Source organism: Kaistella soli (genome assembly GCF_019038595.1).
GTDB lineage: Bacteria > Bacteroidota > Bacteroidia > Flavobacteriales > Weeksellaceae > Kaistella > Kaistella soli.
In genome coordinates this window covers 25040-41636 of sequence record NZ_JAHOPF010000002.1, presented here as the reverse complement: position 1 = coordinate 41636, position 16597 = coordinate 25040, and the positions used below count along the sequence as shown (strand labels likewise).

The window sequence follows — 16597 nt, the reverse complement described above, 5'->3', positions numbered from 1 at the left end:
GAAATCGCGGACAATTCACTAAATTTGTACTATTAAAAATATTATAAAATGTCAAAAAAAGCCATTTTAGCGATACTTGACGGATGGGGATTAGGTCTCAATCCGGAAGTTTCTGCCATTGCGCAGGCCAACACCCCTTTTATGGATTCCTGTTACGAAAAATTTCCGCATACGACTCTGGAGGCCAGCGGTATTGCAGTAGGTTTGCCCTTTGGTCAGATGGGAAATTCCGAAGTAGGTCATATGAATTTAGGAGCGGGAAGGGTAGTGTATCAGAACCTGGTTAAACTTAATATGGCTGTTGAAAATGCTACATTAGGAAAAGAAAATGTGATTACCCAGGCGTTTGAATACGCTGTGAAAAATAATAAAAAAGTTCATTTTATGGGCTTGGTCTCTGATGGCGGAGTTCATTCACATATTAATCACTTAAAAGGACTTTTAACTGCAGCCCATGAATACGGATTAAATAATAACGTTTTCGTTCATGCATTTACAGATGGGCGCGACTGCGATCCTCATTCCGGAAAGGGTTTTCTGGAAGACCTTTTGAATCACATGAGTTTAACGACCGGAAAACTGGCAACCGTTACCGGAAGATATTATGCGATGGACCGCGACAAAAGGTGGGAACGTGTAAAATTAGCCTATGACGTAATGGTGAATGGCATTGGTGAGTCCACACATGATGTTTTGGCAATGGTAGAAAACTCATACAAGGCCGGAATAACCGATGAATTTCTTAAGCCGATTGTGTGCCTGAAAGACAGTAATCTTCCGATGTCAAAAATCGATTCCGAGGACGTTGTTTTCTGTTTCAATTTCAGAACGGACAGAGGTAGAGAAATTACAGAAGTTCTTTCGCAGCAGGATTTCCCGGAGTACGGTATGCATCATCTTGATTTGTACTACGTTACGATGACAAATTACGATAAAGATTTTAAAAATGTAAAGGTTGTTTTTGACGAAAACGTTTTGGAAGGAACGATGGGAGAAATCCTTGAAAAAAACGGTAAAACTCAAATTCGTGTTGCTGAGACCGAAAAATATCCTCATGTTACATTCTTTTTTTCGGGAGGCCGGGAAGAAGAATTTGTCGGAGAAAGGAGATTGCTTTGTCCAAGTCCCAAAGATGTGCCTACCTATGATTTCAAACCGGAAATGTCAGCTTATGATATCACCGAAAAAATCCTGCCGGAAATCGAAAACGAAACCGCGGATTTTATCTGTCTCAATTTCGCAAATACTGATATGGTTGGTCATACCGGAGTTTTTTCCGCTGCTGTAAAAGCCGCAGAAACTGTGGATAAATGTATCGAAAAAGTAGCGACAGCAGCTTATGAACATGGATATGCCGTGTTTATCCTCGCCGATCATGGAAATTCGGATGTGATGAAGAATCCTGACGGAAGCCCGAATACACAGCATTCAACCAATTTAGTTCCGCTTATTGTGATGGATAAAGATCACACTTGGAACCTGAAACCTGGAAAACTTGGAGACATTGCACCTTCCATTTTAAAAGTGATGGGTGTAGAAATTCCTGAAATAATGACTGGGGAGATTTTGGTGGATTAATTTTTGCTATAAAAGAATTTCTTAAGAGATATCCTGTTATAACAACTGCAATGTACAGCCCGAAATTCACTCTGCGGCTGTATTTTTTAAAGACCTATGCATTAAATAATAATATTTTAATATATATTTGTTCCTTCTAAAAAGTAAAAAATGTACAATAAATTAGTAAGACTTGAGGTGATGAAGAATTTGGGAAAAGAAGTAGACGACTTTATTTCCTCTTACTTAACACCGGTTGAAAAAATTTGGCAACCTACTGATTTTCTTCCGGATCCATCTTCTGACAGTTTTAAATATGATGTAGAAGAACTTCAAACTTATGCCCGCGAAATGGGTTATGACTTATTTGTCACCTTAATTGGCGACTGTATTACCGAGGAAGCTTTGCCAAGCTATGAATCGTGGATTATGGGAATTGACGGTGTGGAACAGGAAAACCGTTCAGGCTGGTCGCAATGGGTAAGAAGCTGGACAGCGGAAGAAAACCGTCACGGCGATTTACTTAATAAATATCTGTATCTCTGTGGCCGGGTGAATATGCGTGAAATGGAAATTACCACGCAATATTTAATTCAGGATGGTTTTGATATCGGAACCTCAATGGATCCGTATAGAAACTTTGTTTATACAAGTTTTCAGGAAACTGCTACCAATATTTCGCACCGTAGAGTTGGCTCTTTAGCAAAGCAGACCGGAAACACAAAACTATCCAGAATGTGCGGAGTGATTGCTGCTGATGAAGCCCGTCACGCAAAAGCATACAAACATTTCGTTACCCGAATTTTTGAACTTGATCCTTCTGAAATGATGCTAGCTTTCGAAGATATGATGCGTAAAAAAATTGTAATGCCTGCCCATTTGATGCGCGAATCTGGTCAGAAAGCCGGTGAACTTTGGGGACATTTTTCTGACGCTGCTCAAAGAGCGATGGTATATACAGGTCAGGATTACATCAATATCTTAAGCGAACTTCTAAACGACTGGAAAATTGAACATATTTCCGGACTTAATGAAAAAGCCGAAAAAGCTCAGGAATACTTGATGAAACTGCCGGGCAGATTACAGAAAATTACTGATAGAATTTCCACACCGGATCAGGAATATCAGTTTAAATGGGTTAAATCGTAATACCATATTATCTATTAAATTTTATTTTCTCAGGAGTGGTCGATTTTTTCAACCACTCTTTTATTTTCTTATCTTTGCACATTCTGAAATTTTAGAACAATGAAAAGCAATAAAAAACTGGCTATAGATTTTGACGGAACCGTTGTAGAAGACGCATATCCCGGGATCGGAAAACCAAAAACTTTCGCATTCGAAACGTTGAAAAAACTTCAGTCGGAAGGTTATCGTTTGATTCTGTGGACTTACCGTCACGGCAAAACTTTGGATGAAGCAGTAGAATTCTGTAAAAAACACGGGGTGGAATTTTACGCCGTTAATTCAAGTTTTGAAGGTGAAGTGTTCAGTAACGAACAGGCTTCCAGAAAAATTGATGCCGATTTATTTATTGATGACCGAAATCTTGGTGGTTTTCCTGGCTGGGGCGAAATCTATAATATCATCAATGACAGAATAGAATTTCGTGTTGAAGGTAAAGAAGTTTTACCTTATTCTAAAATGAAAAAAGAAAAGAAAAAAGGACTTTTCTGGTAAAAGGCAATAAGTTATGATCATATTAAAAACACTCGACGAACTGCGGTTAATGCGGGAAAGTGCGCAACTGGTTTCGAAAACTTTAGGCATGCTTGCCAAAGAGGTAAAGCCCGGTGCAACGACCAATCATCTTGATAAACTGGGCGGTGAATTTATCCGCGATCATGGCGGTGAGCCAGCATTTTTAGGAATGTACGGTTTCCCGAAAAACCTCTGTATTTCTCCAAATGAAGAAGTTGTTCATGGTATTCCCAACGATAAACCTTTGGTAGAAGGTGATATTCTTTCTGTTGACTGTGGCGTCTATATGAACGGATTTTACGGAGATCATGCATACTCATTTGAAGTTGGTGAAGTAGCTCCTGAAACAAAAAAATTACTTAAAATCACCAAAGAATCGCTATATAAAGGCATCGAACAGTGTGTCCGCGGGAAAAGAGTAGGAGATATCTCTAATGCCATTCAGGAATATTGCGAGAAACACGGTTACGGCGTTGTACGCGAATTGGTGGGTCACGGTTTAGGACGCAAAATGCACGAAGATCCTCAGGTTCCGAATTATGGAAGAAAAGGCAGCGGAAAAGTTCTGAAAGACGGAATCGTTCTTGCCATTGAACCTATGGTAAATTTAGGAACAGAAAAAGTTAAATTTCATGATGACGGCTGGACGGTGACCTCTCTCGATAATTCTCCTTCCGCACATTTCGAACATGATGTCTGCATCATTAACGGTAAACCGGTTTTGCTGTCAACATATCAGTATATTTATGATGCTTTGGGAATCACAAGTGACGAAGAAGCACCATTTACATTGAATTTTTAATGAAAAAAATAGCAAAATTTTTGCTGAATAAAATTCCTCGTCCGATGCTTATTAATTTAAGTATTTTTCTCCGTCCTTTAATTTACCAGTTTTTTAAAGGCGATCAGTTTACAGATCCTATTGACGGAAAATCTTACCGGAAATTTCTTCCATACGGCTACGGAAAACAGCGGGAAAATGCGCTCTCTCCCGGAACTTTAAGCCTCGAAAGACATCGCCAAATGTGGCTTTATCTGCAGAATGAAACCGATTTTTTTACTAAAAACTATAAAGTTCTTCACATCGCACCAGAGCAGGAATTTCTGAGGAAATTCAAAAAAATGGATAATCTGGATTATACTTCAGCTGATTTATTTTCACCGATTGTTGATGTGAAAGCTGATATTTTGGATCTTCCTTTTGAGGATGAAAGTTTTGATGTAGTCTTCTGTAATCACGTTCTGGAGCATATTGAAGATGACAGCAAGGCGATGAGCGAATTATACCGCGTCATGAAAAAAGGCGGTTGGGGAATCTTTCAGGTTCCGATGAAAAACGCTTTGGAAAAAACTTACGAAGATTTTTCTATTAAAGATCCCAAAGAAAGACAGAAACATTTCGGCCAGTACGACCATGTCCGCTGGTACGGAATGGATTATTTTGAAAGGCTTAAAAACGCTGGTTTTCAAACCGATATCAATTTCTATTCAAGGAAATTTTCAAATGAAGAAAGAAAGAAATACGGGTTGATGGAAAATGAGATACTTCCGGTGGTGATTAAACCATAATACAATTCCAGATTCACTATCTTTGCACACAGTTTCAGAATTTAGAAATTTCAGGTTTCTAAGCTGAAAACCCCTTAATCTTTTTTAAATACAACAATGCACAAAGCAGGATTCGTAAATATCGTTGGTAAACCCAACGCAGGCAAGTCGACACTTCTGAACCAACTGATGGGAGAGAAGCTGGCCATCGTTACCCAAAAAGCACAAACCACAAGACACCGAATATTCGGGATTTATAATGAGGAGGATTTACAGATTGTTTTTTCTGACACTCCAGGAGTTTTAGATCCTAAATACGGTTTGCAGGAAAAAATGATGGATTTTGTTAAAGATTCTTTGCAGGATGCCGATGTTTTTCTTTTCATTGTTGATATTCTGGATAAAACAGAACCTTTTGAATATTTGGTTGATAAGCTCAATAAAATTCCGGTGCCGGTTTTAATTCTGATCAATAAAATTGATGAATCGAACCAGGAAAATCTGGAAAAAGTGATGGAGTTGTGGCACGAAAGAATTCCTAAGGCGGAAATTCTTCCAATCTCTGCGCTGAAAGGATTTAATACTGAGGTTATTTTGCCTAAACTTAAATCTTTGCTTCCGGAAAATCCGCCTTATTACGACAAGGATCAATATACCGATAAACCTGAAAGATTCTTTGTAAACGAAGCAATCCGGGAGAAAATTCTTTTGAATTATGAAAAGGAAATTCCTTATTCTGTAGAAGTGGTGACTGAAATTTTCAACGAAAAAGAAGGCATCATCTTTATTGATGCAGTAATTTATGTGGAAAGAGATACGCAGAAAGGGATTATCATCGGCCACAAAGGCGAAGCCATTAAAAAAGTCGGAACTGAGGCAAGATTGGACCTGGAAAAATTCTTCTCCAAAAAAATACACCTGAATCTTTTTGTAAAAGTGAAAAAAGACTGGCGGAAAAATGACAGAGATCTGAAAAACTTCGGTTACCGCTAAACATATCGCAGTAATAATGCCTTTATACAGGGGATTTTTCTTATTTTTGGTGAAAATTGCTGCATGAATTATTTTACATCAACAAAAAGCAATCCCATTCTGGTGGATATTGTTCTTCTTGTTATTAGAATTTTTGTTGGTTTTGCTATGCTTTCACATGGCTTTCCGAAACTTCAGGACCTGCTTTCGGGTGAAGAAATTCAGTTTTACGATTTTCTCGGAATGGGCCAGAAAACCTCATTGATTCTGGCTGTTTTTGCAGAATTTGTATGCTCAATTTTTATCATCTTGGGACTTTTTACGCGGTTTGCTGTATTTTTTTTAATTATAACGATGGCAGTTGCCGGGCTTGTAATTCACAGTGGCGATCCTTTCCCGAAAAAAGAAACAAGTTTGCTTTACCTTTCGGTGTATCTAATATTTTTCGCTTTTGGACCTGGACGATATTCCATCGATTATATGATCGGGAAAAGGCAGGAATCTAAATGGTAATCATGATGATAACATCTGCAATGCATTAACGGCTGTTTATGCATTTTTTTTTGTAATAAACTTTTAAAAATATATTTATGAATCTGAGATTAACGGCAGTTGCATTTCTTTTTGCGGTGTTTGCCAATGCGCAGGAAAGTGTCACTTACCAAAAACCTTCGTCTGAAATCCTTCAGCTTGCGGAATTCCAAAGAGCACCGAGTGTGATGATGAACAGCAAAAAAGACTGGATGGTTTTTTCTTACCGCCCGACCTATAAATCATTGGACGACCTCAATCAGGAAGAAATGAAACTGGCCGGTTTAAGGGTGAATCCTGTGACCAATATTTCCAGCAGCATCACTTATTCCAACAACCTTAAGATCAGAAGACTTACTGATAAAACTGAAGTTCAGGTGCACGGATTGCCGGCAAATCCGAAAATTGCTTACACCGCTTTTTCACCGGATGAAAAAAAACTGGCTTTTACCAATACCACGGCAAAAGGAGTTGAATTGTGGATTTTGGATCTGGCATCCAATACCGCAAAAAAAATTACTGCGGATAACCTTAATGCTAATTTGGGAATGCCTTATGTCTGGATGAAAGATTCCGAAACACTTTTGGTAAGACAGATTCCGGCGGGCAGAAACGCTCTCATAGACGATAAAACCACGCTTCCAACCGGGCCGACAGTTTCCAGCTCTGACGGGAAAGTTTCACAAAACAGAACCTACCAGGATCTGCTTAAAAATCCACAGGATGAAGCTAATTTTGAAACATTGGCAAAATCGGAATTAGTGAAGGTTTCTTTAAACGGAAATTCCCAGCCTTATAAATCTGCCGAAATTTATTCCGGAGTAAGTTTTTCCCCGGACGGTAATTATTTAATGCTTACCACCATTCAGAAACCGTACTCTTATATTGTTCCTTTAAGCAGATTTCCAATGACTGCCAGTGTTTACGCCGCTAACGGAAATTTAGTGAAAACCGTAAATGAGGTTCCTTTGAACGAAATAATGCCGAAAGGTTTTTCATCGGTAAGAACCGGCAAAAGAAACATGAGCTGGCGTGATGATCAGCCTTCTACACTGGTTTATGCTGAAGCTTTGGATGGAGGTGATCAGGCTAAAACAGCGGATTACAGAGATGAGATTTTCCTTTGGGAGGCACCATTTAATAATGCACCGAAATCTTTCTTTAAAACTCAGCAGCGTTTTAACGGCGTTGACTGGTCTAATGCTGATTTCGCAGTAGTTTCCGACGGTTGGTACGACACAAGAAATACAAAATCTTATTTAATTAATCTGAAAGATAACAGTTCGAAGATTATTGAAGACCGCAATTCTCAGGACGTTTACAGCGATCCGGGAACTTTCAATACGACCAAAAACCAATATGGAAGATACGTTATCGACGTTAAAAACAATAAAACCAACCTGATAGGAGCCGGATTTACGAAAGACGGTCAGTTTCCTTTCATTGATGAATTTGATTTCAATTCATTAGCGAAGAAAAGAGTTTACACTTCCAAACTTAAAAATTCCAAAGAAAACATTGTAGATATTCTGGACGCCAAAAAAGGAGATGTTCTGGTAGTGGAACAGTCCTCCAGTCAATATCCAAACTACTTTGTAAGAAATATCAAGAACGGTAAAGGAAAGGCTGTTACTCAGTTTGCAAACCCGTTTGAAAGCATTAAAGATGTTTATAAAGAAGTGATCAAATACAAAAGAAACGACGGCGTAGAACTTACCGGAACCCTTTATCTGCCTGCAAACTACGACAGAAAAAACCATAAGGAAAAACTTCCGCTCCTTATTTGGGCATATCCGACGGAATATAAAGACAAGGATACCGCAGGACAGAATACCCAAAACCCGAATGATTTTACATTCCCAAGCTACGGATCTTTTATTTATTGGGTTGCAAAAGGTTATGCAGTTTTGGATGATGCTGCGTTTCCGATTATTGGCGAAGGAAAAACAGAACCGAATGATACATTCATTTCTCAGCTGGTAGCGAACGGAAAAGCAGCGATAGATGCTTTGGATGAGCGCGGTTATATCGACAGGAAAAAAGTGGCTGTAGGAGGGCATTCTTACGGAGCATTTATGACTGCTAATCTTCTTACGCATTCCAAAGATTATGCGTGTGGAATTGCAAGAAGCGGCGCTTATAACAGAACTTTAACGCCGTTTGGATTCCAGCGCGAGCAGAGAAATTACTGGGATGTTCCTGAAGTTTATAATACAATGTCACCTTTTATGAATGCGGACAAAATGAAGACGCCATTATTGCTTATTCACGGTGATGCAGACAATAATCCGGGTACTTTCACATTACAGACTGAAAGATATTTCCAGGCACTGAAAAACCTTGGAGCACCTGTAAGAATGGTACTTTTACCAAAAGAAGCTCATGGTTATGCAGCGAAAGAAAATATTCTGCATGTATTATGGGAACAGGATCAGTTCCTTGAAAAATGTCTGAAAAAATAATTTTTAAAGTCTTCCGGAAACGGAAGACTTTTTTTATACTGTTTTGGAACTGTTTTGTTTCATATTTTTTTCAAGTTGCAATTGTGGTAGAATATTTTGGAAAATAACTAATTTATGAAAGGAGCAGGTTTATCAATCATTAGGGAATTAAATGTCGTTTTAGGACAAATAATTTCAGATTGTGAAAAACAAATCTAATTTAACATAATATAAATTATAGGACTTTTTATGATAAGTTGTTTACATTGTTAAATGATTTAAAAATTGGAGTCAAAGCTATTATAGCTAGCAGATTCAAATCCTGTTCAAAACAAGAATCCTTGATTGAATCAAAAAGCTTACATAACGAATTACTTTCCATAATATTATAGAGAGGATTCTCAGCGGTTAGAAAATGTAATGAAGATTCCAGCTTACGAGTCAAATCTATTTTAATTAAATGTAATTGATAAATATCTCTAAAATATTTTCCAGACAATTCTCAGCGATTAGAAATATTTTTAAAAAAAATTATACTGCGTTCCAATGCATTCTTCTAAGGATTTCATAACACTGAAGTTTTAGGAACCAAATTTGTTCCCTAACGTGTTTAACTGTTTCTGCACTTTTATTTATCGCCCAACATTTAAAAAGATTATTAGATTCCCCAAGCCAAAACAAATCAATTCTACACAGTCTAAAAACAAAGATTGAGCGCATTTAACATAATAAACAATTTATACAATAAATATTCAGTAGTTTTACCTTTATAAATAATTCTATGAAAAATTACATTTTATCAGCATTCATCGTTATTACAGCGGTAAGTTGCGAAAAAAAAATCACCGGAACCGTTGATAATCAAACCACTCCACCCGACTCTGTGACCGTTCCGGAATCCAACGAGCCTGTAGAGTCCTCTACGCTGCAGACCTGCTATTTAGCTGCTACCGGTAAAGATTCGGTTTTTGTTTCTTTAGATGATAATTTAGGTACAATTACCGGGAAAATGCGTTACAAGAATTTTGAAAAAGACAGTTCTTTCGGGGATGTGATGGGAACGCAGAACGGTGATACGCTGAAACTTAGCTATACTTTCCAGGCGGAAGGAACTACCTCGGAAAGAGAAATTTATTTCTTTAAAAAAGAAGGAAATTTAATTGAAGGAATCGGCGATCATAAAGTGGAAGGAAATAAAGACCTATACGCAAATCCAGCAAAAATAAAATATGACGGACAGGCCCTAAAACAGGTAGACTGTAAAGATTTTGAGAAAAAATTCACTTCGAAATAATGTTTTGAGATCAGTAAAAATAAAAGAAGAGCAACCCGTTAGTTGCTCTTCCCTTTTAATGTAAAAATCTAACTATAATATTATGGTCTGTATTGAATGTGCCGGAACTGATAATTTCGCAGCCTGCCCTTCAATCCAAAGGTAAGCGTCAGTATCTTTATCAGATTCATTCATAATTACGGTAACCAGTTCACCGTTTCTGTTCAAAAAAGCAGTTGAGATCAGAGCCGCTCTGTTGGAGGAATTTCCGATGCGCTGTGCACCCGGCTTTATGTATTTGGAAACGTGTCCGATATAATAATATTCGTAAGTATAATGTACTTCGCCGGTTTTTGTGTCTGCAATAATTGGCGCGAAACAGAAATTTCCTACATGGTTCGGGCCGCCGGTTTCATCAAGTAAAACATTCCAGTCTGTCCACAGTGCGGTTCCTTTGTTGAAATCATTCAGCATATTTCTGCCATACAACTCCCCGAGAGAGACATCGTAAATCCCATCCATTTTAAACTGTTCTTTGCAGCCTTCCGTAAATGCCAGAAACATATTCGGGAATGCACGCTGCGTTTCGCCTAGATTATCAAATAACTGAGTTTTGTTATTCCAGGTTTCATACCAGTGATAACCTATACCGTGCGCATATTTCGCGGTTTCCGGATTCTGAAGAGTCGTTGTCGCGCGCTGATAAATTAAATCCCGGTTATGATCCCAGATGATTACTTTTTTGTCTTTAAAACCGTTCTTCCATAAGGCCGGACCTAAATTATTCCTTAAAAAGTCGCCTTCCTCATCTGCGGTATAAATACATGATTCCCAGGTTTGCGTTGCCATCGGTTCATTCTGGATGGTTAATCCCCACACATTGATGCCTCTTTTCTGATACTCATTGATAAATTTAATATAATAATCTGCCCAGGTCTGGTAATATTTATTTTCCAGTCTTCCGCCTTTGAGCATACTATTGTTGGATTTCATCCAGGCAGGCGGACTCCACGGTGAGAAGTAAAAAGTGAAATCTTTGCCGATGAGTTTCTGTGCTTCTTTGATCATCGGAATTTTAAATTTCTCATCATGTGCAACCGAAAATGATTTCAGAGACGTGTCGTTGTCCTTTACATAAGTATAAGAATCACTGGAAAAATCGCACGAATTCATATTCGTGCGGACAACCGTGTATCCAAGACCTTTTTTACCATAATAAGCATCAAGAATTTCTTTCTGTTTAGCTTTCGGCATTTTGTAAAGGGTTTCGGCAGAAGCATCTGTAATTGCGCCTCCAATGCCGATCAGTTTCTGGTATTTAAAATCGGGATCGACGAAAATGCACGCATCGGTTTCCTTTGGCTGAGGAAATTTCTCGAATTGCACCTGTCCTTTATCTGAAAGCTTTTCTTTGGTTGCTGAATTGGTCAAAATAACCTTCGCAGTTTTTTTCGTGTTATTCTTCCAGTAATTCTGTGAATATCCGTTAAAAACAGCGCCGATCATGAAACATGACATCATTATTTTTTTCATATCACTATTTGCTTTTTTATTGTTTTGGTGCGTAAACCCTCACATAATCGATATAGAATTTTTGTGGGAAAATGCTGTCATCAATTCCTTTCTGTCCGCCCCAGTCGCCGCCGACCGCCAAATTAAGAATCATAAAAAAAGGTTGGTCAAAAGGCCAGGCGTCATAGGTTTTTTCAGTATTGATATAGGTGTAATATTTTTGGTCATCTACGTAAACGTCAATTTTTTCAGGCGTCCAGTCCATTTTATAGACATGGAATTTCTCTGAAGCATCTTTCACCACCAAAGTATCTGTCTTTTGGGTATTGATCATGTGGTTGTATTTTTTGGTATGCGCTGTGGCATGAATAAAACCCTGATTGAAACCTACATGTTCCATAATATCCAGTTCGCCGTCATCAGGCCATTCTTTCATATTTTCACTCATCATCCAGATCGCAGGCCAGGTTCCGCGGCCTTTCGGAAGTTTTGCACGGATCTCGAAAGTTCCGTATTTCCAGGAATGTTTTCCTCTCGTCAATAGTCTTGCAGAAGTATATTTGCTGTTTTCCCAGTTCTCCTTTCTTGCTTCGATAATTAAATTTCCGTTCTCCTGTCTTGCATTTTCAAGACGGTTTTTGGTGTAAAACTGTGCTTCGTTGTTTCCGTAACCATCGCCGCCCACATCGTAATTCCATTTGGTGGAATCAGGCAACCCTTTTCCGTTAAATTCATCACTCCAAACCAAGGTTTTACCGTCTTTCGTCAGCGGTGTCTGATTTTTACAACCTGCAATCATTCCAAGAAATAAAACCGAAGCTGCAATATTTTTATAGATTGAATTTTTCATTATTTTAAATTAATTTGATAATAAACATCTTCAGTGGTCAAAGGGAAATTATCTGTTCTGAAAGGAGAAACAGGCAAATTCTGAACTGTGAATAAATTACTTTCCGAAGCATCTCCTTTCCAGCCAAATCTTACCGCAACAGGATTTTTTACGCTTTCACTGGAAACCATTACTCTGTTTTTTACCAGTTTTGCCAACGCCGGATAGAATATTTTATCATTCCCGGCAATTTCAAATCCTTTTACAATGCCTGAGTCATCAGAAGTTTTTAGGTTTAAATCGGGTTTAAATCCTACAGAAATTTCGTCTTTCTGAATTTTAAAATTATTAAATACCGGACTTATATTTCCGTTTTTCAGCGCCAAATCCGCTAAGCGCTCTCCCACTGATTTTTTATTGGTCGGGTGAATGTCACGCGGGTTTCCAATGTCCGTTGTAACCACCATTCCGGTGTTTTTCACTTTCAAAGTATTGGTTTGGGCTTCACGCAGTTCCGCCCAGGAATTTCCTTGATTGCTGTTATTGCCTGAAATGGCAAAAGAGGCGAGCTGCACAAAATAAAACGGCAGATCTTTACCGAATTTTCCGCGCCAGCTTTTAATTAATAATGGAAAACTCGTTTTATATTCAACAGCACGGTCGATATTCGATTCGCCTTGGTACCACAAAATTCCTTTTATTTGGAAAGGAACAAGTGGCGCAATCATAGCATTGTAGGCCAAATCCGGGAACTCATTTTCACTGATTTTATTAAGTATTTTTTCAACGGCAATTTTCCAGTTTCCGGCAAGTGAAAGGGTGTTTTTTGAGGTGATGAGTTTAAGGTTTTCGGAGTCTCCCCAAATTCCGCCTCCGCCTCCATTATCGGTTACTTTAATGACAATCACATTTTTTCCAATCTTCAGCAGGTTTTTTGGAATCTCGTAAATGCGGTTTACATCATAACCATTGGTACTTCCCACTTGGATTCCGTTGAAATAAGTTATATCTTCATCATCAATTTTTGAAAGATACAGTTTCGCACTTCCATCGAGATCTTCCTCAGTTAAATTAATGGTTTTTCTCAGCCATACTGTTCCGTCCAGACCTTCATAGCCCTGTTCTTCCCAAGCTTTCGGCTGCTTAATTTCTGCAAGATTTGTTTCATCAAAATTATTTTTTAAAAATTCAAGCCCGTTGAAATCTTTAATCTTTATTTTCTGATTCTTTTCAATATTGGCAATTTTAGAAGCGCTGGAAAGGTTCAGTAATGAATCAACCGAAATCTTCGGCATTTTAGAAATCATGTTTTTAAAATCGTCAGAATTTTCAAAACCTTCTCCTGGAATCCAGGTTTCAATATTCGTTCCGCCCCAAGAAGAATTGATCAATCCAATTGGGACTTTTGTTTCCAGAAACATTTTTTTAGCGAAAAAATAAGCAACTCCGGAAAAATCTCCGATGGTGGTGGCATCTGCAACTTTCCATTCCGTCTGTTCAATATTTTTCTGTGGAAAGGTATTGATGGATTTGTTGATTTTAATATGACGGATTAAAGGGAAATTCTGTTGAGAAAGTTCATTATGAAAACCGTCAGATTGGGCCAAATTCCATTCCATATTGCTTTGTCCGCTGCAAAGCCATACATCACCAATTAAGATGTTTTTTAAAATAATTTCGTTCTCTCCTGAAATTTTCAGCTCAAAGGGACCGCCGAATTTTTCTTTATTCAAAAGGACTTTCCAGTTGCCTGACGCGTCAGCAACTGTCTTTCTGATCTGATTTTTAAATGCTACGGTAACGGTTTCATTCGGTTTTGCAAATCCCCAAATCGGAATTTCAGCGTCTCTCTGCAGCACCATATTATCAGAGAAAAAATGCGGTACCGAAACATTTGCCGTGAATAATTTAACACAGAAAATCAAAAATAATAATGTGATTTTTCGTTTCATATTTTTAAATATTCCGGACGCTTTTACCCGGATTATATAATCAGTGTTTATTTTCTCCAATAAATTCTTTTGGTTTGAACATCATTGGAATTGGTTCCGATCATGATGTCGAATTCGCCTTCTTCCCAATCATAATTCAAATCGTCATCATAAAATTTCAGACTTTCAGGTGACAGTTTGAAGGTCAAAGTTTTGCTTTCTCCTTTTTTAAGGAATATTTTCTGGAAACCTTTTAATTCCTTCACAGGGCGAACCACTTTTCCCACCAAATCGCGGATATAAAGCTGCGCAACTTCTTCCCCATCGAAATTTCCTTTGTTGGTGATGGTTACATTGACGGTTAAAGTCTGGTTTGCGGTAAGGCTTTCTGAACTCAGTTTAAAATCAGAATAGGAGAAATCGGTATAACTCAATCCGAAACCGAAAGGATATTTCGGGTCATTATCGAGGTCGATATATGCGGAAACATAGTTTCTGTCAGTAGATTTTGCGGCAGGTCTTCCGGTATTGTAATGATTGTAATATACAGGAATCTGTCCTTCGGTTCTTGGAAAACTCATCGGTAATTTTCCACCCGGATTTGCGGTTCCGAATATCACATCGGCGATTGAATTTCCGGCTTCTGTACCGAGCCACCAGGTATAAATTATGGTGGGGATATTGTCGGATGCCCAATCGAAAACCAAAGGTCTTCCGGCGTTGATCATTAAAATAATTGGTTTTCCGGTTTTGTGAATTTCCTTCAGCAATTCTTCCTGAACACCGGAAAAGTGAATGTTGCTACGGCTTTTCGCTTCACCGCTCATATCGTGGCCTTCCCCTAAAGTCATAATCACAACATCTGCTTTTTTTGCAGTTTCGACTGCTTCCTCGAACATCGATCTGTCCTGATCATCGACATTACAACCTTTTGCGTAAAGCAATGTGGAGCTTTTATCAAGCTGATTTTTAATTCCGTCAAACTGAGTGATGATTCTTTCTTTATCGTCATTAAACGGAACCGACCAAAAACCGTGATTGGCAACAGTTTCTTTACCAAAAGGACCTATTAAAGCAACGGTTTTTGTAGATTTTGAAAGTGGCAGAATTTGAGTTTCATTTTTAATAAGAACAACACTTTTAGCACCGAATTCTCTTCCGAATTTTCTGTGTTCTGCGTTGTTGGTTTGCTGTTTCTGTCTCTCGTCATTACAGAATTTAAAAGGATCATCGAATAGACCGAGTTCAAATTTTTTAGTTAAAACTCTCCTCACCGCATCATCGATGATCTTGATATCAACTTTTCCGTCTTTCACCAATTGCGGGAGACTTTCAATGTAAGCGCGACTTTCCATATCCATATCGCTTCCTGCAAGAATGGCTTTCAGAGAAGCATCGGTTTTATCTTTAGCAAAGCCGTGATTCACCATTTCGATGACACTTCCCCAATCTGAAACCACAAAACCTTTGAATCCCCATTTATTCTTAAGCAAATCTCTCTGCAAATATTTGCTGCCGGTTGCGGGAATTCCATTGATATCATTGAATGAATTCATAAAAGTGGCAACTCCCGCTTCTGCAGCTGCTTTAAAGGGCGGCAGATAAATCTCGTGAAGCTGGCGCAAACTCATGTCTACCGAATTATAATCGCGTCCGCCAACTGCAGCACCGTAAGCTGCAAAATGTTTGGCAGTCGCCATTACCGCATCAATATTTCCCAATCCTTTTCCCTGAAAACCTTTCACCCGCGCAACGCCGATCAGACTTCCCAGATAAGTATCTTCACCGCTTCCTTCCATCACCCTTCCCCATCTCGGATCTCTTGAAATGTCCACCATGGGTGCAAAAGTCCAGTGTATTCCGAATGCGGAGGCTTCTGTAGCGGCTATTCTTTCTGATTTTTCAATTAGACCTAAATCCCAGCTTGCTGCCTGACCGATATTTACCGGAAATGAGGTCCGGAAACCGTGGATCACATCCTGCCCGAAAAGCAACGGTATTTTAAGCCTCGATTTCATGGCGTATTCCTGAAGCATTCTGGTTTGTGCGACCGAACGGACATTGAGAACAGACCCTAATTTTCCCTGTTGAATAAGCGCAACCTTGTCTTCATCTTTCTTTTGAAGAATAGGACCGGTAAGATCTTCCCAATCGGAATTGAGCTGACTGAGCTGACCGGCTTTTTCTTCAATTGTCATTTTTGCCAATAGTTCTGAAACTTTTTGAGCGACAGATTTTTGTGCTGAAATGCCAATGCCGAAACTTATAACGAACAGGGAAAGAAAGAGCTTTTTCATTTAAA

General features: G+C 38.6%; 13 protein-coding genes. 9 read left to right on the top strand and 4 right to left on the bottom strand.

Annotation, left to right across the window (positions count from 1 at the left end; translation table 11 throughout):
• The first annotated feature begins 48 nt into the window (after positions 1 to 48).
• The 9 genes from gpmI to KSK37_RS03300 all read left to right on the top strand — a co-directional run bounded on the left by gpmI (position 49) and on the right by KSK37_RS03300 (position 10044).
• Entirely contained in the window at positions 49 to 1578 is a 1530-nt protein-coding gene (gpmI, locus tag KSK37_RS03340; protein ID WP_088360318.1) for a 2,3-bisphosphoglycerate-independent phosphoglycerate mutase, read from the top strand.
• Between the two features lie 150 nt (positions 1579 to 1728).
• Positions 1729 to 2706 (top strand): acyl-ACP desaturase, encoded by a 978-nt coding sequence (locus KSK37_RS03335; RefSeq protein ID WP_217199456.1) that lies wholly within the window; start codon positions 1729 to 1731, stop codon positions 2704 to 2706.
• Positions 2707 to 2805: 99 nt separating this feature from the next.
• Positions 2806 to 3237 (top strand): BT0820 family HAD-type phosphatase, encoded by a 432-nt coding sequence (locus KSK37_RS03330; RefSeq protein WP_088360320.1) that lies wholly within the window; start codon positions 2806 to 2808, stop codon positions 3235 to 3237.
• A gap of 13 nt (positions 3238 to 3250) precedes the next feature.
• Positions 3251 to 4060 carry a type I methionyl aminopeptidase gene (map, locus tag KSK37_RS03325; RefSeq protein WP_217199455.1) on the top strand — a complete coding sequence of 270 codons (810 nt, stop codon included), beginning with the start codon at positions 3251 to 3253 and terminating at the stop codon, positions 4058 to 4060.
• The gene (locus KSK37_RS03320) at positions 4060 to 4827 is read left to right on the top strand and encodes a class I SAM-dependent methyltransferase (protein WP_217199454.1); all 768 of its coding nucleotides are present in this window, start codon (positions 4060 to 4062) and stop codon (positions 4825 to 4827) included. The genes map and KSK37_RS03320 overlap by 1 nt, the downstream gene beginning before the upstream one ends.
• A gap of 96 nt (positions 4828 to 4923) precedes the next feature.
• A complete protein-coding gene (era, locus tag KSK37_RS03315) occupies positions 4924 to 5799 on the top strand; it encodes a GTPase Era (protein WP_217199452.1) in 876 nt (291 codons plus the stop codon).
• 63 nt (positions 5800 to 5862) lie between these two features.
• Entirely contained in the window at positions 5863 to 6291 is a 429-nt protein-coding gene (locus tag KSK37_RS03310) for a DoxX family protein (RefSeq protein WP_217199450.1), read from the top strand.
• Between the two features lie 77 nt (positions 6292 to 6368).
• Entirely contained in the window at positions 6369 to 8771 is a 2403-nt protein-coding gene (locus KSK37_RS03305; protein ID WP_217199448.1) for an alpha/beta hydrolase family protein, read from the top strand.
• 760 nt (positions 8772 to 9531) lie between these two features.
• Positions 9532 to 10044, top strand: coding sequence for a hypothetical protein (locus KSK37_RS03300; RefSeq protein WP_217199447.1), 513 nt, complete (start codon positions 9532 to 9534; stop codon positions 10042 to 10044).
• Positions 10045 to 10116: 72 nt separating this feature from the next.
• Here KSK37_RS03300 and KSK37_RS03295 read toward each other — a convergent pair whose 3' ends face one another.
• Genes KSK37_RS03295 through bglX form a run of 4 tightly spaced genes read right to left on the bottom strand, consistent with a single transcriptional unit; the run spans position 10117 to position 16592 of the window.
• The gene (locus KSK37_RS03295; protein WP_217199445.1) at positions 10117 to 11556 is read right to left on the bottom strand and encodes a glycoside hydrolase family 30 protein; all 1440 of its coding nucleotides are present in this window, start codon (positions 11554 to 11556) and stop codon (positions 10117 to 10119) included.
• A 16-nt stretch (positions 11557 to 11572) separates the two neighbouring features.
• Positions 11573 to 12385 carry a glycoside hydrolase family 16 protein gene (locus KSK37_RS03290; RefSeq protein WP_217199444.1) on the bottom strand — a complete coding sequence of 271 codons (813 nt, stop codon included), beginning with the start codon at positions 12383 to 12385 and terminating at the stop codon, positions 11573 to 11575.
• Positions 12385 to 14316, bottom strand: a complete 1932-nt coding sequence (locus KSK37_RS03285) for a sialate O-acetylesterase (RefSeq protein ID WP_217199443.1) — start codon at positions 14314 to 14316, stop codon at positions 12385 to 12387. The genes KSK37_RS03290 and KSK37_RS03285 overlap by 1 nt, the downstream gene beginning before the upstream one ends.
• Before the next feature lie 47 nt (positions 14317 to 14363).
• The gene (gene bglX, locus KSK37_RS03280; RefSeq protein ID WP_217199442.1) at positions 14364 to 16592 is read right to left on the bottom strand and encodes a beta-glucosidase BglX; all 2229 of its coding nucleotides are present in this window, start codon (positions 16590 to 16592) and stop codon (positions 14364 to 14366) included.
• Positions 16593 to 16597 lie beyond the last annotated feature (5 nt).